Raw genomic sequence first — 20,195 nt, forward strand, 5'->3', positions numbered from 1 at the left:
TCATGGGGTGAGTACGCGGGGCAGCTTGGCGATGTACGCCTGAATTGAGGCGTCTGGTACGCGCAGGTGGGTGCGCTTGCTGCCCTTGCGGGCGATGTCGACGGCTTCGAGGTCGCCGTCGACGATCAGCTCGTAGACCTTGTCTCTGCCGCAGCGGAGCAGCTCGGCGGTTTCGAGGATGGTGTGCAGCAGCGGCGCCTTTGGAGCGTTCCTGCGGGCGGCCATCAGGCGACCTGCTGCTCGCGGTCGGGGCGGTGGAGGATTTCGGCGGGGACGCCGAGCGCGTCGGCGATCGCCTTGATGACGTCGGGGGATGCGGTGCGGTTCTCGCTTTCGAGCAGGGACAGGTAGCTCTGGTCGATCCCCGCGGCTTCTGCGATGTCCACTTGGGTGCGGCCTGCGCTTCGCCGGATAGCCCGGATTGCGGGGCCGTTTTGAAGAGCCATGCCCGCAGTCTGGCTCAGATGAAGTCATATGACAAGCGTTTTGGTCAGTCCATCTGATGCGATCTGAGTTTGGACCGCTGCAACTGACAATGACAGGGGCTTGTGAGGCAGTAATGAAGTCAGGAGACGTCAGCCCCGGTCATAGACGGGTTAACCTGCGTCAGCTACGGTTAGATGTGGGCTAGTCGTATGACAGCCAAACGGGACATTCCCTGACGAAAGGGTCACGGTGGACGCCCAGACGCGACCAGCGTGGGAACGCCTAGGCCGCCTACTCATCGAGAGGCGCGCCCGGCTCAACCCCCGCTACGCAACCCGCAAGGTTTTCGCCGAAGAGGCAAGCCTGAACTTGGGGCTCATCCGCGACATCGAGACAGCACAACGAGACACCTTCACCCCATCGACCATCGCCACTCTTGAGCAGGCCTACCAGCTCGCGCCAGGCGCGATCGGCCGCGCGCTCGCCGGCGGCGAACTTGAAGAGGCGCCGCAGCCGGGAGGCCTGCCGTCGCTGTCCATGCAAGCGCAGGGGACGGTCGGCCGGGAGGAGTCACTACTGCCGGACGACGAGCTTCGTGCCACGCTCATCCAGGTGGCCCGCCGCCTGTCGACGGATGACCTTCGGGCGGTTCTGCGGGAGAAGGAGCTCGGCGAGGAGCCGGAGGGCAGCCTGTACGCCGACCCGGACGAGCGCCGCATCATGGAGATGGACAGCCTGTCGCCTTACGTGCGACATCATCTGGTCGTCGCCCTGCATACTGCTCGCGCTTTGGAGACGAAGGGGAATGACAAGCCGGATGCCGAGGTGTATCAGTTCGGCCGCCCGTCCTGATTCCGGTCGTGACACGCGTCAGCCCCGCCTCCCGTTGCTGTGACGGGGGCGGGGCTGTGGCATGAGCGGGGTCACGTTCTGTAGCGGCCCCCGGTTTCGTTGATCGTGCGTCACCCGTGCGTCACGACTGACCGACACCAGCCGACATCAGCCGACACCAGGAGACTGTTTCCGCAGGTAGACCGCACCACCAGGTGTTCTGACCTGCGGCGGTGTCTTCGTTCGGGACGAAGAGGTCGTGGGTTCAAATCCCGCCACCCCGACAGTGCAGTAGCAGGTCAAGGGCCTGATCGCTGGAGACAGCGATCAGGCCCTTGATCGTTTGACCGTCATTTGACCGTGGCTCTGAACGCCTCCATGGGGTCGTGACGGGTTCAAACGAGTTCTCCTGGGCACCTTGATCGCTGATTTGGTGCCGGTCTGCCGTCTCTGGTGGTTCAAAGCAAGGAGCAGCTACCGAGGACGCTGCCCATGAGCACGGTTTGCCCACGCGACAGCCCGGACGATGTCGCCGCCGCTTGAACGGCGCCCGGATCGTGCCGCACCCTAATAAGCCTTGTCCGGGAAGGTCATCACGTGGAGCGGCGGCTAAGACGTCGATCAAGACGACGGTCGCGTCATGAACGGCGCCGGGCAACGCAGGAGAGGCACACACCAGCCAGCCCATGGGATCGAAACCGGTCGGCAGGGTGTTGGACACATGCCCCCTCCCGACCCTGCCGACGTTCGCCCAGCTCATGCCCCGGATTCGGCATCACGTGTGCCCACCAACTGCGCAACCCGGGCATAAGATTCCGTCCATGTCACGAGTGCTCCCGGCCCGGCAGCCCGCATCACAGCCCGACGTGCCGGTCCTGCGGAGTCTCGGGCCCACGTATGAAAAAAACCTGCATGGGCGGCACGCGGCGGTCCTCCTCAAGATTCTGACCGACAAGTCGGCGAACGCCGCGAGGAATATCGCCCTCGCGGGGCACTACGGCAGCGGAAAGAGCAGTGTTATTCGCGGTGTCCAGGAGGAGCTGGATAAGCGGAAGATCAGCTGGGTCAACCTGTCGCTGTCGAGCCTGGGCGTAGGCGACACGAAGCGGGCGCGCATCCAGGATGACACCACCCCCGCTCCACTGACGAACCTCATCCAGAAGGAGATCGTCAAGCAGTTCCTCTACCGGAAGGCCCCTGCGGACATGCCGGGGTCGAGGTACTTCCGTATCGACTCGTTCAGGCCCTGGCGGGCTGCGGTCTGGAGCGCCCTGGCCGCTGTAGGGTCCTTTGTGGTCGCGGTCCTGCTCGGGCTGGTGGAGCGCGTGAAGAAGGTGGGACCCCAGGCCATGGTCACCAGTCATGACTGGGTTCCGTGGGTCATCGTCGCTGGGCTCGGCGTGTTCCTGGGGATGATCTGCTTTCTTGGTTTGCGTGCTCTGCAAAGCCGAGTGCGCGTGGAGAGCGTCTCCGCGGGCGGAGCGGCCGTCACGCTGAGAGCCAAAGAAAACTCGTATTTTGATGAGTACCTCGACGAGATCGTCTACTTCTTCCAGAAGACGCGCACCCAGGTTGCGATCTTTTGAGGACCTGGACCGGTTCGGGGACCCTCACATCTTCGAGACGCTACGCGAACTGAACACCGTCTTGAACAACTCCGAGCAGATCAGGTCACGGCCGGTTCGGTTCGTGTATGCGGTCCGCGACAGTATCTTCGAGCAACTCAGAGTCGATGGCGCCCCGGACGGCGATGCGGATGCCGATGCGGCAGCGCTTCGTGCGTCCGCTCTGGAGTCCGCCCCGTCGGCGAACAGGACAAAGTTTTTCGACCTGGTTGTCCCGATGGTTCCGTTCATCACGCACCGGTCGGCGAGGGATCTGTTGATGGCGGAGTTCGCCGAATCGGATGAGCGGCCTTCGGCTGCGCTGGTGAATCTGGTTGGCGGGCGTCTGACTGACATGCGCCTGATTCGCAACATCCGGAATGAGTTCGAGATCTACCGTACCGCGGTCCTGGGAGAGAGGGGCCTCAAGGGCCTCACCGCGGACCGGCTGTTCGCGATGATGGTTTACAAGAACCTGCATCTGGAGGACTTCGAGGCCATCCGGCTGGGCACGAGCAAGATTGACGAAGCCCACCGGGCTTTCCGCGACATGGTCACGTATCAGGCGGGCCACCAGGCAGCGGTCAGCAAGGAGGCGCTAGACCGGATTGCGTCGAACGCCCTGTGGGACAAGCACGCGAAGGCCGCCGGCGAACGGCTCCAAAAGGTGCTGCAGATTGTTCACCGAGCGTGGCGGGGTGGTGGCGAGCCGGTCCTTCAGTACCAGTCGAAGAGCTATGCGCTCGCAGCCCTTACATCCGGCGACTTTTGGAGGTTGCTACACGAGACCCGCAAAGAGGTGCACGTTAGCCAACCCGGATACAGTGGCAGCACCCTGTCGTTCAATGACGTGATCGCGCTGGTCGGGGATGGAGCCGCTGCGCTGGTCGATGCCGATGTCCCACGTCTCCAGCGCGCCTCCCGGGCCGCGCGGGAGACGAAGGACTTCGTTGCGAAAGCCACGATGGCGCAGCTCATGGCCAGGACTGACCTAACCATGCCCACCGACGGCGGCGTGGAGCGCAACCTCGATGCCATCATTGCCGACCTCGTGTCGCCCATGGCCCACGACCTCCTTGCCAAGGGCTACATCGACGAGAACTTCACTCTGTACTGCTCGGATTACCACGGCATCGCTATCAGCGTCAGCGCCATGAATTTCATCCTCCATTGCGTCCAGGCCGACCGCGCAGACCACCGCTTCCGGTTCGACGAGGCTGCCTCCATCGACGCGGTTGAGAAGGAAATGGGCGCTCGCTTCCTCGACGGCGAGAGCGTCTTCAACCTCGAGGTCTTCAACCACTACCTGCCCATGCATCCCGAACTGCTTGATAAGGCTCTCGACAAGCTCGTCATGCGCGCCGAGACCGACTCCTCTTTCATCGATATGTACCTCATGGACGGCGAGTCCAGGGCGGTCTTCGTAAGCCAACTGGCTCCTCGTTGGAAGGGCGTGTTCGTCCATTTGGTCGAGAAAGCCCCGTTCGATCTCCTGGCGGCCGTTGAGCTCGTCGATGCCGCTGTCCAAAGCGCTGATCGAGACGTGGACTACGACTCATCCGACCGGGTGGAAGAGTTCCTCTCGGAGCATTACGCCCAGATGCAGGCATTTGTTGGCACCGTGGAGGCATCAACGGCGGCTGACCTGGTGGTCCTGGTTCGTCGTCTCGGCACCCAGGTCGGCGACCTCACAGTGCTGGGGGACGCACAGCGTGAGGCGGTGGTCACGGCTAGCCTGTACCCGGTCACGAGAGCGAACCTGTCCGCGGCACTCAGTGAAGGCACCCCGCTAGCCCTCGACGTGGTGAAGGCGATCAACGCGACCGTCTACGAGCACATCCTCAACAACATGGACAGCTACCTCCATGCCCGCCAGGAGGGCGAAGTGACCGTCGGAGCTTCGGAGGAGTTCGTCGCGGTGCTGAATGACGTCGCCGGTGCCGCCGAATCGGCGGTGCTGCCGGTTGTGAAGGGCGCGTCGCAGACGTGCGAGGTAGCCGACCTGGATGACCTCGACGAAACGGCATGGACTGCAGTGATGTCGGCGAGCCGGTTCGCGCCTACCGCCTGGAACGTGAGCCAGTTCGTAGCAAAGTTCGGCGTCCGCGAGGAGCTGGTGAAGAACCTGAACAGCATCGACTTCACCGAGGTCGAGGAGGTGAAGGAGGAGTCCAGGTACGACCTCGGGTATGCGCTGACACATGCCGAGAACCTGGACTCGGCAGCGAGGGTCCGGTTGGTGAAGCAGCTCGAGCTCGCTAACGGATTGGATCCCGAACGCCTGACCGGCGCCGGGCTCAAGCTGCTCCCGGCACTGCTGGCTGCCGAACTGGTGCCCGATGCCGCCGAGACATATGCGCGTGTGGGCGGTAGCCCGTTCGCGGTCCGCGAGGAGTACTTCGCGGCGTCCAAAAGCCTGGCGTCCTACGTGTGTGAACTACCGCTATCGAGCGACGACCTGCCCAAGCTCATGCGGAGTCGGCGTGTGGCACCAACCGTCAAGCGGGCAATCGCCGATGACGCGGAGTACATACACGGCCGGTTGTCCCAGCAGGGTGCCATCGCGATCTGCGAGTGGGCGGCCAAGGGCAACACGGTCTCGGTGGATCTCCTGGTCAAGCTCAGCGAAGCCGGAGCGCCCGCCGAGCACATCCTGAGTCTGCTGGAACCCCACCTCCCTGACATCGAGCTACCGGTGTTGAACCAGATTCTTTTGGCGCTCGGCGACGAGTACGAACCGCTCACCAGAGTTGGCGGCCACCGTCCGAAGCTGAAGGAACTGGACGGGACCGAAGAACTGCTCAATGAACTAAAGCGCCGCGACCGGGTCAGTTCGTTCCACCCCACCGTGCTCCATGGCATCCGGGTCAACATGCGTCGTTGACACTCCGCCAATGGCTCGCAACCCACTCACGCGGAGTGATCATCAGAAACCATCTGTCACGCAGGATGACTATCCACATTCGCGCTACCCCTAACACGCAATACCGATCATGACAGGGCGTCCGGATCCGCCGCAGACCGAGGTGTGTCGTCACATGCGAACGAGATCGCAGTGAATCGCCCCGGGTCCGGTGGAGACAGCGGTCAGGCCCTTGATCGTTTGACCGTCATTTGACCGTGGCTCTGGACGCCTCCACGGGTCACTGACAGGTTCAAAAAAGTTCTTCTGGGCACCTTGATCACCGGGCCGCCCGCTTCGGATCGTTCAAAGCGAGGGTCGGGCGGATGGGTGGCGATCGTAAGGGTCCCGCGCCAGGTGCTCTGAACCACCAGGCCGAACGCGTCCTCCTCCTGCTCGTCTGAGAGCCCATACAACCGGTACGCAGCCTCAGGCTCTTCCCGAAGCTGCGTACCGGACCCAGGAGGGCACGTCAGCGTCGTGGTCGTCGCTGCGTGAGGGATAGACGCATCCGATCATCTCGCCGTCCGGATCCAGGACAGTGATCCACGGCGCTGGGTGAAGTCGTTCGCGTGGCGCTGCGGGTCGGCGAGGTTCGCCTCCAGCGTCATGCCGCCATGCACCAGAGGGTGGAGCGGCAACCTAGCCGCTCCACCCGTCGGCTGTGACCCAGATGAGCGGTACTCGCTCAACGCTCCGTCCAGCGCCTCATGAGCCGGACATCAAGCGCTGGAGCCGAAGGCGCTCCGTACGTTCTCCCTGTCCACGCCGATCAGGACGAGTAGCTCAATGGTCGGCACGCGGTAGGTGTCGCCGACCTTGATGACGCGACAGGGGAACTCCTCTCGCTGGACGAGGCGATAGGCGGTGTTCCTGCTCAGGCCCAGAGCGCGAGCGGCCAGCAGGAGGGGCACGACGGCCGGCAGGGCTTGCACCTCCGCGAGCGTCAGCGGCCTCATGGAGCGCCCTCCTCGTTTTCGCCATCGGGAATCGGACAGCCGCCCGGAGGACAACCTGGTGCGCCGGCATGGGACGTGGCCCCCTGAGCCGAGTACGGGTTCCCTGAGAGAAGCCGGGTACGGGCGAGGTCGCAGTAGGCGGCGTTGAGGTCGATGCCGAGGAACTTCCGGCCGAGTTGCCGCGCGGCGATGCCGGTGGTGCCGCTGCCCATGAACGGGTCCAGCACCTTGCCGCCGGGGCGGCAGCCGGCGGCAATCGCCTTGAGCGGGATGTCGATCGGGAAGGCCGCGAAGTGCGCTGCCCGTAGCGGGCGGGTGGGGATCGGCCAGACGTCCCCAGGGTTGCGGCCACTGGTGTGGCAGGTGGTGTGCCGTTCCCCGGTGGGCCGCATTGCCGTGCCGTGGTGGTGGCCTGCCGCACCGTTGCAGGTCATGCCGTACTTGCCGGTTGGTGGCCAGGCGGTAGTGATGCTGTTCGGTTTGGTGCCGCCGGAGCGCGCCCTTCTGGTGATCGGGCGATCCCCTGTGTACGGCTCGCGGATCGGGTCCAGGTCGAACCAGTAGGTCCGCTGCTTGACCAACAGGAAGATCAACTCATATCGGTTGGACAGCCGATCGCGGACGGACTGCGGCATCGCGTTGGGCTTGTGCCAGATGATGGCGTTGCGCAGGATCCAGCCGTCCTCTTGCAGGGCGAAGGCGACCCGCCAGGGCATCCCGAGCAGGTTCTTGGGTGGTACGGCCAGCCGGGCCTTGGGCCGTGTCTCCGGCTGCCGACGGTTGTAGGTCTTGCCTCGGGCCCAGCCGTCGGAGTTGGCGGCGTAGCAGTCGCCCAGGTTCAGCCAGCACGTGCCATCGTCGGCGAGCACCCGGCGGGCCTCGGCGAAGGTTGCCCGCAGGTTGCCGACATACTCCTCTGGCGTGGGCTCCTGGCCGTACTGGCCTTCGCAGTAGTGGCGCAGGCCCCAGTACGGCGGGCTGGTGACGATGCAGTCCACCGAACCTGCGGGCATCTCCGAGAGCACCTGGCGGGCGTCGCCGTGGTAGATGGCTGCCTGGTCGTCGTGCCAGTACGGCTGCCTGAATACGGTCATCGGCGACCTCCGACCGTCCGGGCCACCCACAGCACCTGACCGGCGCGCGCACCACCGGGGTAGGCGCTGACGAGCATCCGCTCATAGCCCTTGACCCGGGCCGCCCACCAGACCCCACCCAGCAGCGCCCGTTCGGCGCCGAGTGTGCCGTCGGTGGCCAGGCAGAGGATCTCTACCGTGGCGCCGTCGTCGTCCCGCCACGAACTGGGCGAGCCGGCGAACACCACCCCGGCCAACGTCGCGTTGCTGTCACGGACGCCGAGAACCAGCTCGGCATCGGCGGGCGCGGTGAGATCGCGGCGTGTCCAGACGGCAAAGGCTCGCGCCGTCTGGAGAACGACCGGTGAAATGACCAGGCGCCGTTCTTCCCACCCGATGGGATTTGTCAGCCTGTGATTGTTGATGGTCGCGTAGATGTCATTCGACTTCTCCATCGCTGTTGTCGGGACACGATTTCCGGATGCGCGCCCTCAGGGCCATGAGCATGACCCTGGAGGCACATGACCAGGCAAGCAGCAGACTCAGAGGCCACTCAGAAACAAGCGAAAACGACCGATCAGCGACTGGTGAAGCCCTCAGAAGGGCTGACTTCTGAGAAATTTCTGAGCCGATTCCCCACACACCTCTGAGCGGTTTCTGAGGCGATGCGTAGACCAGTTTCCGAGACCACGAGAGCCTTTCTCGAATCGGAGCACGACATGAGCGCACCTCGCCTCACCGAATCGCCCCTGGACACCGCGGAAACATCGTTTCGGCTGCTGACCACCGGCCCCGGCTGCCTGTCCATGGACTGCACAGCATTCGCGCCCGGCCTGCCTCGGGGGCCGATCGAACTGCTGGAGCTGCGAGTGCTGCTCACCAGCCAGACCGTCACCCAACAGGCCCGAGACGCGGTCTGGACTGAACTCATCGCCCGTACCCGACAGCCGCAGTCGGCCTGGACGGTCGCCACTGCGGGGATGGCGATGCCGGCCCTTCGCAGGACGGCGCTCTCCCTGACCCGCGATTTGCCGCACGGAGACCCCGTGGACGTCGACATCGCGATCCTGGCGGGCTTCCTGCGAGCGCTCCACCGCGTGGACACCAATCTGCCCCACATCCGGCGCCGCCTGTGCGAGGCGGCCCGCTGCTCGGGGGAAAGCGCCCGCCGCTACCTCCTCACCAAGGCCGAGCGACAGCGGCAGACCGGTGAGCCGCCGCCTGTGACCCGCCCGTGGCACCACCCCGACCTTGTCCTCCTCGACGCGGTCAACGAAGGGACACTCAGCGAACTCGACGCCGAGCTGATCGTCCTCACCCGGCTGCAGGACATGCCCCTGCGTGACAGCCGGCCGTACAACCGGCAAGACGCCTCGCGGGTCAGCAGGCCATGGCTGCCGGAAACCGGCCCCACCCCTTCACCCACTACTTCCGCGCGGAGCCAGGAAACTCCGGATGCAGTCATGGCAAACGACTCGAAGGGAGACAGGGACACCACCCCTGACTCCGCGCGGATCTCCCCCAACCACCCATCCATAGCCGGCCGGGCCAAGCGACGGCGCACCGCGCGGCAACCCCAGCACCGCAGGCGCTGCCTCCGCGGCCTCGCCGTATCGATCGTGGCCGCGGCGGCAATCGCTGTGCTGCTGGTTGCCGTAGTGGCAACCAGGGCATCGGCCGCCGCTCCGGCCGATCTGAACACGGTGTTCACGAACCTGCGGAACTGGCTGATCGGGATGTTGGCAGCGCTGGCCACACTCATGCTGACCGTTGGCGGGCTGCGCTACCTGATCGCAGGTGGCGACCCCGGGGAAATCCAGAAGGCCAAAGCAGCGCTGAAGGCGGCAGCCTTCGGATACGCCCTGGCCGTGCTGGCACCGGTACTCATGAGCGTGCTCAAGCGCATCGTGGGCGGCTGACCACGATGCCGCCCACCGCCCGCACCTCTGCCACCGCGACGCTCCCGATCCACACCGCACCCGGACGGCCCTACCTGCCGAGTGGGGTCATTGACTACTCCACCCGGCGGAACGTGGTGTGGCAGGCCATGGCCACTGCCGTCATTGCCGGTTGCGTTGCCGCGACGACGGCAATTCCTGCCGCAGCTGCCTCGCCTTCGCCCGAGCCGGCACCATCACCGTCGCTGCCGGCAGACGTCTCCATGACGACTCCCGGGTTCGGTTTCACGATCGGTGACTGGATCGGCGGCTGGCTCAACTCGTGGTTCGCCAACATGGTGGCGCTGGCAGTGGAGCCCATGCTGAACGTCCTCGCGGTGACGCTGCTCTCCACGCCGGACGTGTCCGCCAGCCCCAGGGTGTTCGACCTGTGGAAGGCAAGCGCTGTGATCGCCAACAGCACGTTCGTCCTGCTGGCCACCATCGGCGCGATCACGGCGATGGGGCACGAGACGGTGCAGACCCGGTACGCGGTCAAGGAGGTGCTGCCCCGCTTGCTGGCCGCCGCGTTGGCCGCCAACACGAGCTTCACGATCTGCGGAAAGATCATCGAGCTGGCCAACGCGCTGTCACAGGCACTGCTCGGGCAGAGCTTCGACGGCCGGCGCGCGCTGACGACACTGCGATACCTGATCCTGCCACCAGCACAGGATGGGAGCTTCTACATCCTGCTCGCGCTGGTCGCGGTCATTCTGCTGATCCTGCTGCTCATCGCCTTCGTGATGCGAGCCGCGCTGGTGCTGCTGCTGGTCGTGGCCGCCCCCTTGGCGATGGCCTGCCTGGCGCTTCCCCACACCGATGGGCTCGCCCGGTTCTGGTGGCGTGCCTTCACCGGGCTGCTGATCGTTCAGGTGGCTCAGTCCCTGACTCTGGTGATGGCGGTACGGATCTTCTTCAACCAGGACGGGCGCCTGCTCCTCGGGCTCGTCCCGTCCGGCCAGCTCATCAACGTGGTCCTCGCCATCTGCCTACTGATCATTCTGGTACGCATTCCGCACTGGGTCTCGCGCCGGATCTTCGCTCAGACGGCGGGGCGCGGCTCGTCGATCGCGCGGATCTTCAAGTACGCCCTGGCCTACAAGTTCGCCTCACCTGTTCTGAACGCCCTGCACCTGGGCCGGGGGCGTGCCACTACCGGTGCCCGGCAGACGCCGGGAATCCAAGGCAGGGTGCTGCCTCCGCGCCGTCCACCCGGACCATCTGGCCCAGGAGGTCCCGCCGGTTCGAGCGGTCCTCGTCCATCCACCGGACCGGCTCCCCGCGGCGGGCCAGGCCAGGGCCAGCACTCCCCGACCTGTGCTCGCCATCCGGGCAGGCACCGCAACCCTGCGTTGATCACACAGTCGTCGGTCACTCCGCTGGCTCACGGAAGCGCTGGGCCCCAGCAGGTTCGCCCATTCACCGGCCCTGCCGGTCAGGTACCGCGCGATCACAGCACGCCTGGCCGCCCTCCGGTTCCGCCTGCCGTGTTCCTGCCGCCTGCCTATCCCGGCAGCACCACGAGTCCGGGGCGGCGTACTCCGCCTGATCCAGGAGGTGAACGCACATGAGCTGGCTGGTACGGATTCCCGCCGATGTGGAACAGGACGACCGGATCGTGGGAAGGTTCACCGCACGTCAGGTGACCATCCTCGGCGGCACCGCGGCCTTGGTGTATGGCGCGTACCTGGTCGCCGGGGAGCACATCGGCTTGCTGGTGTTCGCTGCGGGCGCTCTTCCGGTCGCGACGGCGGGGCTGCTGCTGGCCATCGGGCGGCGTGACGGTGTCCCGCTGGACCGGTATCTGCTGGCCGCGCTGCGCCATCTGGTCTCGCCGAAGGCCCTGACCTCCTCGGCCGAGCAAGCTCCTGGCGCTCCTGCATGGGTGGCCGCGCGTTCTGGGGCCCGGCCTGCGCCGCTGCGACTGCCCGCTCGTGGGGTGATCGGTGATGGGTTGATCGACCTCGGCCCCGATGGTGTCGCCGCGGTGGCGGAGGTGTCCACGGTCAGTTTCGCGCTGCGTACGCCTGAGGAGCAGGACGCGCTCGTGGCGACGTTCGGGCGCTGGCTCAACTCCCTGTCCGGCCCGGCGCAGATCCTGCTGCGCGCCCAACGGGTGGATCTCGCCCCAACGATCGGCCAACTGATGGAGGGCGCCGGCGGTCTCGCCCATCCGGCGTTGAGGGCCGCCGCGCACGAGCATGCCGAGTTCCTGGCCGATCTGTCCGCCCGGCATGACCTACTGCGCCGCCAAGTCCTGCTCGTCGTCCGCGAACCGTCCAGCGGCGGGCAGGACGCGGCAGCAGCGCGAGCGCTACGGCGGGTGGAGGAAGCCACGCGGCTGCTCTCGGCATGCGGGGTCATGGTCCGGCTCTTGAACGCCGAGGCCGCCGGTGTCGTGCTGGCGTCCTGCTTCGACCCAGCCGCGCCACCTCTACCCGCCGATCAGCTCGCCGAGCCAAACGAGGTCATCACGAGGAGGGATTCCCAGTGAAGATCCGACGTACGAGGGGGTCAGATCGCGGCCGGTTCGGTCCGGACGCGGTCCTGGTTCGACCGTCCCATCTGCGGGTCGGCGGTGGGCTGTGCGCGTCGCTGGCGGTGAGCGGGTATCCGCGAGAGGTCGCTCCCGGGTGGCTGGAGCCGCTGCTGACCTACCCCGGCCGTCTGGACGTGTCGCTCCACGTGGATCCGGTGCCGTCGCTCCTGGCCGCCGATCGGCTGCGCCGGCAGTTGGCCCGGCTGGAGTCCGGGCTGCGGAGCGACCAGCAGCACGGCCGTCTCCTCGACCCCAGCGCCGAGGTGGCCGCCGAGGACGCACAGGAACTCGCCTCCCGGATCGCCCGCGGGCAGGCCCGTCTGTTCCGCGTCTCGATCTACCTAACCGTTCACGCGACCAGCGAGAGCGAGCTGGACGAGGCGTGTGCCCAGGTGCGCGCGCTAGCCGCGTCCCTGCTCCTGGACGCCCGCCAAGTCGCTTTCCGCCAGCTGCAAGGGTGGGTGTCGTCGCTGCCGCTGGCCTTCGACAACCTGGGCGCTACCCGTACCTTCGACACCCCGGCCCTGGCTGCCGCGTTCCCCTTCACCAGCCCAGACCTGACCGCGACGATGGGGCCGACCGCCGTCCTGTACGGGGCGAACGCTGCCAGCGCCTCCCTGGTGACCTGGGACCGGTTCGCCCAGCCCAACCACAACTCCGCGATCATCGCCAGCAGCGGGGCCGGCAAGTCGTACCTGGCCAAGCTGGAAGCACTCCGCTCGCTGTACACCGGAGTCGAGGTCGCGGTCATCGACCCCGAGGACGAGTACGCCCGGCTGTGCGAGGCGGTCGGCGGCGCCTATCTGCACCTGGGAGCACCGGACGTCAGGCTCAACCCCTTCGACCTGCCCGCCGACGGACGGGATGCGCTGACCCGCAGGGTGCTGTTCCTGCACACGCTCATCGCGGTCATGCTCGGCGAACCGTTGGACAAGACCGGCAAAGCCACGCTGGATCGAGCCATCCTCACCGCGTACAAGCAGGCCGGGATCACCTTCGATCCGACCACCTGGGACCGACCCCCACCACTGATGCACGATCTGGTAACAACGCTTACCGAAGACGAAGATCCCCGGTCCTCCGAGTTGGCGGCCGGGCTCGCACCGTACGTGACGGGAAGTCACCGTCGGCTCTTCGACGGGGCCACCACCACCCGGCACGACTCTCACCTGATCGTGTTCTCCCTACGGGACCTTCCCGAGGAACTGAAGGCCGTCGGCACGCTGATCACCCTGGACGCAGTCTGGCGGCGTGTGTCCGACCCGGACCGACGGCGTCCGCGACTGGTCGTGGTCGACGAGGCGTGGCTGCTGATGAAGGACCCCGAAGGGGCGAAGTTCCTGCTCCGGATGGCGAAGGCGGCCCGCAAGCACTGGGCCGGGCTGTCGGTGGTCACCCAGGACGCCGGCGACCTACTCGGCTCCCCCATCGGGCAGGCGATCATCGCCAATTCCGCCACACAGATCCTGCTGCGGCAGGCGCCCCAGGCCATCGACGCGGTCGCTGAGGCCTTCAACCTGTCCGAAGGCGAGCGCCATCTCCTGCTGTCCGCCGAACGCGGCACCGGCCTGCTGGCCGCCGACTCCGGCGCGTCCCGGGTCGCCTTCCACGTACTGGCCAGTGCCAGCGAACACCGCCTCGTCACCTCCTCCCCGCAAGAACTCGCCCAGCACGACGAGGAGGACCTGTGACACTCCATGACCTCCTTCACGACCCAGACGCCCTGACGTGGCTGTACAGGCATGGCCAGCAGATTGCGATCTTGGTCCCATCCAGCGTGTTCCTGGCAAGTCTGGGCCGGTTCCTACTCGTACGGCTACGTCACCGCGCTGCGACTCGCGGGGCACGCTGTCTGGAGATCCTGGCCCCACCAGCCGCTGACCTGCCTGGAGCCGAGGCGTTGTGGGGCAACCTGCTCGGGTTGCTGCGCCCGGCCTGGAAGCGGGTCCTGCTCGGCCAACCGCATCTGACCTTCGAGTACCGCTTCAGTGCAGGCGGTGTGCGGATCCTCATGTGGGTTCCCGGCACCGTACCTCAGCACCTGGTGAACCACGCGATCGAGGCCACCTGGCTTTCCGCGCGAACCACCGTCGTCGAGGCAGACCCGCCGGTGCCGTTGAGCGGGCGGGCCACCGGCGGGCAGTTCATGCTTGCCCGTGAGGAACGGCTACCGATCCGGCAGGACCACGACCACGACCCCCTCCGAGCCCTGCTCGGCGCCGGCGTGGGTATGCCGGTCTGGCAGCACGCCGCCGTGCAGATCCTGGCCCGTCCCGCCACCGGCCGCCGCCTGTCCTCCCGCCCGGGGCTACCGGTCGCGCTACTGCGCGCCGCCCTTGATCTCTTCATCCCGGAACGTTCCCGCCCGCACCGGGAGCCGGATCACGCCGTACGGCTGGAGCACTACGCCGAAGCCCGCGCCATCCGCGACAAGGCTCTCCAACCCCGCTATGAGGTGGCCATCCGCTATGTCGTCCAGTCAGCCGACGGCGGCGCGGCCACGCTGCGCCGCCAGGCCATCCGCGGGCGGGCTCATGCCATCGCCGCCGCGTTCGCCCTGTACTCCGGGCACAACCGGCTGGAACGGCGCCGGCTGCTCCGACCGGCCCACGGGCTGGTATCCCGCCGTCTCGGACATGGCTTCCTGCTGTCGATCCCCGAACTCGCCGCACTCGCGCACCTGCCGATCGATCCCGCCGTCCCCGGCGTGCGACGGGCCGGAGCCAACACGGTCGCCCCCACACCACAGGTCGCCCAGCACGGCAAAGTGCTCGGCACTGCGGACGCCGGCCATCAGCGGCCGGTCGCGCTCCGCGTACCGGACTCCTGCCACCACGCGCACATCCTCGGCCCGAACGGCACCGGCAAGAGCACCCTGCTCGCCCACATGATCCTTTCCGACATCCAGGCCGGACGTGGCGTCGCCGTCATCGACGCCAAAGGCGACCTCGTCGCCGACCTCCTCGGCCTCATCCCCGAAACCGCCGCAAAGCGCATCGCGCTCATCGACCCCGACGACCCGTACTCCAGGCCCGCACTCAACGTCCTGGCAGGCCCGAACCAAGACACCCTGACCGACAACCTGGTCGGCATCTTCCACAAGATTTACGCCGACTCCTGGGGCCCACGCAGCGACGACATCCTGCGGGGCTGCGCCCTCACCCTGTCGCGCAGTGGCGGCACCCTCGCCGACATCCCCGCCCTGCTCACCGACCCCGCCTACCGCCACCAGCTCACCGGGCAACTGAGCGACCCGTTCCTGACAGGCTTCTGGACCTGGTACGAACGCCTGTCGGAGCAGGCCCAATCCCACGTCACCGCGCCCATCATGAACAAACTCCGCGCCTTCCTGCTCCGCCCCTTCGTCCGTGACATCCTCGGCTCCGCTCAATCCACTTTCGACGTCGGCGACGTCCTGGACGGCAAGATCCTGCTCGCTCGTCTGCCCAAAGGCGTCCTCGGCGACGACACCGTCCGCCTGCTCGGCTCACTCCTGCTCGCCCAGGTCTGGCAGGCCGCCTCCCACCGCGCCCGCCTCGGCCGCACCCGCGCCCACTCGGCCCTGTACGTCGACGAAACCCAGAACTTCCTCAACCTCCCCCGTGCCCTGTCCGACATGCTCGCCGAAGCCCGCGCCTACGGCCTGTCGATCGTGCTCGCCCACCAGCACCTCGCCCAGCTCCCCCGCGATCTCCACCAGGCCATCAGCTCAGACGCCCGCAACAAGATCTACTTCACGCTCTCACCCGAGGACGCCCGCGAGACCGAACACCATTTCAGCCCGTACCTCACCCGCCATGACCTGGCCAATCTCGGCGCCTACCAAGCTGCTGCCCGTCTCATTGTCCGCTCCGCGGAAACCCCACCCTTCACCCTGCGCACCCACCCTCTCCCGACCCCGGACGCCGACCTCGCGCAACGTGTCCGGGCCGCCGCCGCCCAAGCCCACGGCCGCGCCCCGGCCCGCCCCGAAGCCCTGCCGCAGGACGACCCGCGGCAGCAGCCCAACGCAGGAGGAGACGTTCACGCATGAACGAGCACTACACGCCCGCCGTCATGGCCACACTTGCCACCCAGCTCACCACCCGCGACCGGCACCTGCTCCGCCTGGTCTGGACCCACAAGGTCCTGACCAGCCACCAGATCGCCCGCATCGCCTTCAACGACCCGACCACCGCACGCCACCGCCTGGTCAAGCTGCACCACATCGGCGTTCTGAACCGCTTCCGTCCCAAACCGCCGACCGGCTCCGCCCCCTGGCACTACGTGCTCGGCGAAACCGGCGCCGTCGTCCTGGCCGCCGAAGACGGAACAGATCTGGCCGAGTTCGGTTACCGCCGCGACCGCGTCCTGTCCATCGCCTACAGCCAGCGACTCGCTCACACCATCGGCACCAACGACGTCTTCGCCCACCTGTATGGCACCGCCCGCCGTACCAGCGGGTGCCACCTGCACATCTGGTGGCCGGAAAGGCGTTGCGCCATCCAGTGGGGTACCCATGTTCGCCCCGACGCTTACGGCCGCTGGACCGAGAACGGCCAGACGGTGGACTTTTTCCTCGAATATGACACCGGCACCGAAACCATCGGTCGAGTTGTGGCCAAGCTGGATGGCTACGCCTCCCTCACCGCCGCCACCGGCATCACCACCCCTGTCCTGTTCCTCACCTCCGCCCCACGCCGGGAGAACAACCTGCAGGAGCGCCTCCAGCTCCGTGCTGCCCAGACCTCTGTGCCGTGCGCCACCGCTGTCACAGGCACCAGCCCTCATAAAGCGATCTGGCTCCCGCATGATCGCCGGGGCACGCGCCTCCGCCTGGCCGAAATCGCCGGCCACTGGCACCAGTCTCAACCGGGGACGCGCTGTTGATCGCGGAAACCGGACTGGCGCCGATCCTTGCCGCAGCCGCCGCTCTGATGGGTGGCATCGCGCTCCTCGCCGGACTGGCCGGGGGCGCCTACGTCACGGCTACCGCCTTCGGCGCGAAGTGTGACGACGCCCGCCCCGGACAACCTGAATCCGTTCCTATGGGGTTGTGCGAGCATCTCCCCAATGTGGCGGTGGCCGGGGCGGAGCATGGGTTGATCGCCCTACAGGCCGCGCTGCGCATGCGCGGCGTACCGTACTCCTGGGGCGGCGGTGGCCCCAGCGGCCCCAGCCTCGGCATTGAACATGGCGCCCACATCCACGGGTTCGACTGCTCCGGCTTGGCCGAATACGCCTGGGCCAAGGTCGGCGTCCGAATCGGTGGGCACACCTCAACGCAGTGGAACGCAGGCATCCGAGTGCCCAGGAGCCAGATCCGACCCGGGGATCTGATCTTCTTCGCCCGTGACCCAACCCGTGCAGCGACGATTCACCATGTAGGCATCGCTGTGGACGCCAGCCGCATGGTGCACGCCCCCTCCACCGGCAGCACTGTGCGCATCGACACCTGGGCAGGCGACCCATATCGGGAACGGGAGTTCATCGGCGCCGTACGGCCCAGCGGTAACGCGATGAATCCCGGCGGCGCTCAAGAGCAGGCGATAAGCTCGCGGCTACCGTTTCAATCTGCCTTCGAACAACAGATTTGAGTCGGTCGAGGGCCGGTTCTCAGAACCGGCCCTCACTCTTCGGCCAGGCATCGCCGCAGCAGAACGAGGCCCGGCATGGTCTCCTCCGGCCAGACGCCGATTTCGAAAATCTCCGGTTCTTCGAACACGGGCTCTCCGCTCGGACGGCGTACGTACACGACTCGTCCGTAATCCACGCCATCCACTTGGTCGAAGCTCATCCAGGTGATGGCCTCCTGCTCCCCCTCCCGCAGGGGGTGATTGGAGACGGCCCGGACGGCGATCGTGCTCGGCGGCTTGAACAGCCACACCTGCGGAACTGCCAGCACCCACCGCGTGACGTCGATCTGTCGGGCCTTCTCCGCCGCCCTGACCTCGAACGCTGCCGCCGTCGCGGGGTCGCGCAGGTAGTCATAATCACTCAGAACGAACTTGCCCGTGCCTTCCATGGCAACGATCGCCGGGCACTCCCGCGCCATGATGTCCTTCTCGATACGCTCCACCGTGTCGAACAGCAGATGCGCGGTCTCCTCGTTCATGTCGCCTCCGGCCCTGCTCGCTCGTGGCATGCTCCGCTCTCCCCAGCGTTGCAGAAACGGCGGCCTCAGAACTCTCAGATGCTTTCCGGCATGGCGTCTATCAGATGCCGCCAAACCGTTGGCGTGCTGAGTAACGTGAGCAGGCGACATTTGGCCGGCGTCTCTGGTCCGATCACGCGGCGGGCAGAACGGGACTCATCGCCGTTCCAGGTGGTGGGTTCTGATCGTGGTGCTGGTGCTGTGCAGGTCCACGTCACGGATGTAGAGAAGATCCAGGTAGCAGCGGGCGCACCGGATCAACCTCGCCCGGCGTCCGGACCAGCGGATGGTGTAGGTGGCATCCGTCCACAGGTGGGTGTCGTGCAGGCACCCGTTGCATGTGATCGCGTCGGCACCGGTCGGCATCGAGTCCAACCAGCGCGTGATCGCGTATTCGCGCCTCCCGTCCGGGTCAGCCGCCGGGACCAGCGTCGCCAGGTCGTGCCGGACTTCGCCGATCGCCACGATCCGCATCACGCACCCGGCAGCGACAACGGCCAGATCTCCGACCTTCATGCTCGTCTTTCCTCCTTGCTCTGGGATGCCGTCGGCTCGGCCCCTGTCGGACAGGCGCGCAGCGCGCGCAGTTCGGTGGTTCTGAGCCGTTTCTCACGGGGACGCGCCCGGAATCGTCGGGCAGAACGGCCGGAGTGCCCCGGACGGGGCCAGGTCCGCAACACGGTCTCTCCTTCCAGGTACGGCCCCGGGCGCCATACCTCGTATCAGCGGGATTCAGACAGCGATGGTGAGTGAGCGGTCCAGCACCGTGGACAGGGTGCGCAGGGTGTCGCGGTCAAGGTCGTCGACGCCGCCGGTGACGGCGCGCAGCATGTTGCGCTCTGCCCGGTCCGCGCCGCGTACGTGCTGTTCGTGGTGGGTGTAGGTGTTGATCGCCTGAACCACGCCCCACGCCGTCCCCTGCCAGGGCGACACGCGTACATCGTGGTTCCAGAGCCTGGCGAGGGAGTCGCGCTTGTTCTCGGCCATGGTTCGGCTACGGCCCGGCTTGTCGGGCATCGACACGTGCACGTCCAGGAAGGCGTTCCACTGCCACCGGCTGACCGGGATCCGGCACAGGTCCGCGACAGCGCGCGAGAATTCGTCGGCCAGCGAGTAGACGATGTTCAGCGCCTGGCGAGCCTCGGTGAGCCGGAACTTCGAGTGCCGCGAATGCTTGATCTTGACCTGCTGGCCCCGTTCGGCGAGCCCGGCGGCCATCGTGTTGTCGCACACGACGTTCGTGATCGCGCGTTTGAAGGTGGTGGACAGGGATCCGTCGAAGGAGGTCGCCCCGAACAGGTGCGGACGGAACTCCACTCCTTCAGGGGTGTGGATGTTGTCGGGAACTTCGACCGACACCCAGGCGACAGCGCCGCCTTTCAGCAGACCGCCCGATCCGATCGAGAGATCGGCGTCCAGCAGGCGGGAGATGTTGCCGACGAGCCATTCCACGTATGGGTGCGGTTCGTAGCCGTCGGAGAAGATCCCCATGACGTGGCCGTTGTCGCTGCGCAGGATCGCCTGCCGTCCGGGCACCTGGGCGAGTCCTCCGCGCGGGTCCTCCACGTACACCAGGCTCGACAGCGCCTGCCAGCCGAACAGGCGGCGTTTGACGTCGTCGACCGGGATCGGGCCCGGGTAGTGGTTGGGCTCCGCCCCTTGCATGCTGGCCCGGTAGTGCCAAGCGGTACCGCGCTTGTCGGTGTGGCCGATCAGCGTGTTCGTGTTCAGCCACTCCAGGGACTCACGGGACATGGTGCGCTTCCTCTCTACGGCAGCTTGAAATGGAAA

20 protein-coding genes are annotated in these 20,195 nt (G+C 66.6%); 10 read left to right on the forward strand and 10 right to left on the reverse strand.

Annotated features, from left to right (window positions below; all coding sequences use genetic code 11):
- Both ACIBQX_RS19005 and ACIBQX_RS19010 read right to left on the reverse strand, forming a co-directional pair.
- Window positions 1–225 carry a helix-turn-helix domain-containing protein gene (locus ACIBQX_RS19005; protein WP_397006099.1) on the reverse strand — a complete coding sequence of 75 codons (225 nt, stop codon included), beginning with the start codon at window positions 223–225 and terminating at the stop codon, window positions 1–3.
- Window positions 225–446 (reverse strand): helix-turn-helix domain-containing protein, encoded by a 222-nt coding sequence (locus tag ACIBQX_RS19010; protein WP_397006101.1) that lies wholly within the window; start codon window positions 444–446, stop codon window positions 225–227. Before ACIBQX_RS19010 ends, ACIBQX_RS19005 begins: the two co-directional genes overlap by 1 nt.
- A gap of 229 nt (window positions 447–675) precedes the next feature.
- On the opposite strand from ACIBQX_RS19010, the gene ACIBQX_RS19015 reads away from it, so the two are divergent.
- From ACIBQX_RS19015 to ACIBQX_RS19025, 3 genes are all read left to right on the forward strand, one after another.
- Complete coding sequence (locus ACIBQX_RS19015) at window positions 676–1,278, forward strand: hypothetical protein (RefSeq protein ID WP_397006103.1); 603 nt, start codon at window positions 676–678, stop codon at window positions 1,276–1,278.
- An 800-nt stretch (window positions 1,279–2,078) separates the two neighbouring features.
- Entirely contained in the window at window positions 2,079–2,843 is a 765-nt protein-coding gene (locus tag ACIBQX_RS19020) for a hypothetical protein (RefSeq protein ID WP_397006105.1), read from the forward strand.
- Complete coding sequence (locus ACIBQX_RS19025; RefSeq protein ID WP_397006107.1) at window positions 2,779–5,745, forward strand: hypothetical protein; 2,967 nt, start codon at window positions 2,779–2,781, stop codon at window positions 5,743–5,745. The genes ACIBQX_RS19020 and ACIBQX_RS19025 overlap by 65 nt, the downstream gene beginning before the upstream one ends.
- Window positions 5,746–6,278: 533 nt before the next feature.
- Here ACIBQX_RS19025 and ACIBQX_RS19030 read toward each other — a convergent pair.
- From ACIBQX_RS19030 to ACIBQX_RS19045, 4 genes are all read right to left on the reverse strand, one after another.
- Complete coding sequence (locus tag ACIBQX_RS19030; RefSeq protein WP_397006109.1) at window positions 6,279–6,404, reverse strand: hypothetical protein; 126 nt, start codon at window positions 6,402–6,404, stop codon at window positions 6,279–6,281.
- Between the two features lie 81 nt (window positions 6,405–6,485).
- On the reverse strand, window positions 6,486–6,722 hold the full coding sequence (locus ACIBQX_RS19035; RefSeq protein ID WP_397006111.1) for a helix-turn-helix domain-containing protein: 237 nt from the start codon (window positions 6,720–6,722) through the stop codon (window positions 6,486–6,488).
- On the reverse strand, window positions 6,719–7,816 hold the full coding sequence (locus ACIBQX_RS19040; protein ID WP_397006113.1) for a DNA-methyltransferase: 1,098 nt from the start codon (window positions 7,814–7,816) through the stop codon (window positions 6,719–6,721). The genes ACIBQX_RS19035 and ACIBQX_RS19040 overlap by 4 nt, the downstream gene beginning before the upstream one ends.
- Window positions 7,813–8,250: an XF1762 family protein gene (locus tag ACIBQX_RS19045; RefSeq protein ID WP_397006115.1), complete on the reverse strand. Its 438-nt coding sequence runs from the start codon at window positions 8,248–8,250 to the stop codon at window positions 7,813–7,815. The genes ACIBQX_RS19040 and ACIBQX_RS19045 overlap by 4 nt, the downstream gene beginning before the upstream one ends.
- 264 nt (window positions 8,251–8,514) lie before the next feature.
- Between ACIBQX_RS19045 and ACIBQX_RS19050 the strand changes: the two genes are divergently transcribed.
- A complete protein-coding gene (locus tag ACIBQX_RS19050) occupies window positions 8,515–9,714 on the forward strand; it encodes a pilin (RefSeq protein WP_397006117.1) in 1,200 nt (399 codons plus the stop codon).
- Between the two features lie 94 nt (window positions 9,715–9,808).
- Here the strand turns inward: ACIBQX_RS19050 and ACIBQX_RS19055 are convergent, their stop codons facing one another.
- Complete coding sequence (locus ACIBQX_RS19055; RefSeq protein ID WP_397006119.1) at window positions 9,809–9,958, reverse strand: hypothetical protein; 150 nt, start codon at window positions 9,956–9,958, stop codon at window positions 9,809–9,811.
- Here ACIBQX_RS19055 and ACIBQX_RS19060 point away from each other — a divergent pair.
- The 6 genes from ACIBQX_RS19060 (at window position 9,957) to ACIBQX_RS19085 (ending at window position 17,847) form a co-directional block, all read left to right on the forward strand.
- Window positions 9,957–11,303: a conjugal transfer protein TrbL family protein gene (locus tag ACIBQX_RS19060; protein WP_397006121.1), complete on the forward strand. Its 1,347-nt coding sequence runs from the start codon at window positions 9,957–9,959 to the stop codon at window positions 11,301–11,303. The two genes, ACIBQX_RS19055 and ACIBQX_RS19060, sit on opposite strands and share 2 nt — an antisense overlap.
- Window positions 11,300–12,226 carry a PrgI family protein gene (locus ACIBQX_RS19065; protein WP_397006123.1) on the forward strand — a complete coding sequence of 309 codons (927 nt, stop codon included), beginning with the start codon at window positions 11,300–11,302 and terminating at the stop codon, window positions 12,224–12,226. The genes ACIBQX_RS19060 and ACIBQX_RS19065 overlap by 4 nt, the downstream gene beginning before the upstream one ends.
- On the forward strand, window positions 12,223–13,962 hold the full coding sequence (locus ACIBQX_RS19070) for a VirB4 family type IV secretion system protein (RefSeq protein ID WP_397006125.1): 1,740 nt from the start codon (window positions 12,223–12,225) through the stop codon (window positions 13,960–13,962). The genes ACIBQX_RS19065 and ACIBQX_RS19070 overlap by 4 nt, the downstream gene beginning before the upstream one ends.
- Window positions 13,963–14,033: 71 nt before the next feature.
- Window positions 14,034–16,304: a type IV secretory system conjugative DNA transfer family protein gene (locus ACIBQX_RS19075; RefSeq protein WP_397006126.1), complete on the forward strand. Its 2,271-nt coding sequence runs from the start codon at window positions 14,034–14,036 to the stop codon at window positions 16,302–16,304.
- Entirely contained in the window at window positions 16,301–17,140 is an 840-nt protein-coding gene (locus ACIBQX_RS19080) for a replication-relaxation family protein (RefSeq protein WP_397006128.1), read from the forward strand. Before ACIBQX_RS19075 ends, ACIBQX_RS19080 begins: the two co-directional genes overlap by 4 nt.
- Window positions 17,137–17,847 carry a C40 family peptidase gene (locus tag ACIBQX_RS19085; protein ID WP_397006130.1) on the forward strand — a complete coding sequence of 237 codons (711 nt, stop codon included), beginning with the start codon at window positions 17,137–17,139 and terminating at the stop codon, window positions 17,845–17,847. The genes ACIBQX_RS19080 and ACIBQX_RS19085 overlap by 4 nt, the downstream gene beginning before the upstream one ends.
- 32 nt (window positions 17,848–17,879) lie before the next feature.
- Here ACIBQX_RS19085 and ACIBQX_RS19090 read toward each other — a convergent pair whose 3' ends face one another.
- From ACIBQX_RS19090 to ACIBQX_RS19100, 3 genes are all read right to left on the reverse strand, one after another.
- Entirely contained in the window at window positions 17,880–18,365 is a 486-nt protein-coding gene (locus ACIBQX_RS19090) for a hypothetical protein (RefSeq protein WP_397006132.1), read from the reverse strand.
- A gap of 195 nt (window positions 18,366–18,560) precedes the next feature.
- A complete protein-coding gene (locus tag ACIBQX_RS19095) occupies window positions 18,561–18,920 on the reverse strand; it encodes a hypothetical protein (RefSeq protein ID WP_397006134.1) in 360 nt (119 codons plus the stop codon).
- 216 nt (window positions 18,921–19,136) lie between these two features.
- Complete coding sequence (locus tag ACIBQX_RS19100; RefSeq protein WP_397006136.1) at window positions 19,137–20,159, reverse strand: DUF932 domain-containing protein; 1,023 nt, start codon at window positions 20,157–20,159, stop codon at window positions 19,137–19,139.
- Window positions 20,160–20,195: the final 36 nt, after the last annotated feature.

Source organism: Nonomuraea sp. NPDC049714 (assembly GCF_044465295.1).
In the GTDB taxonomy this organism is placed as follows: domain Bacteria; phylum Actinomycetota; class Actinomycetes; order Streptosporangiales; family Streptosporangiaceae; genus Nonomuraea.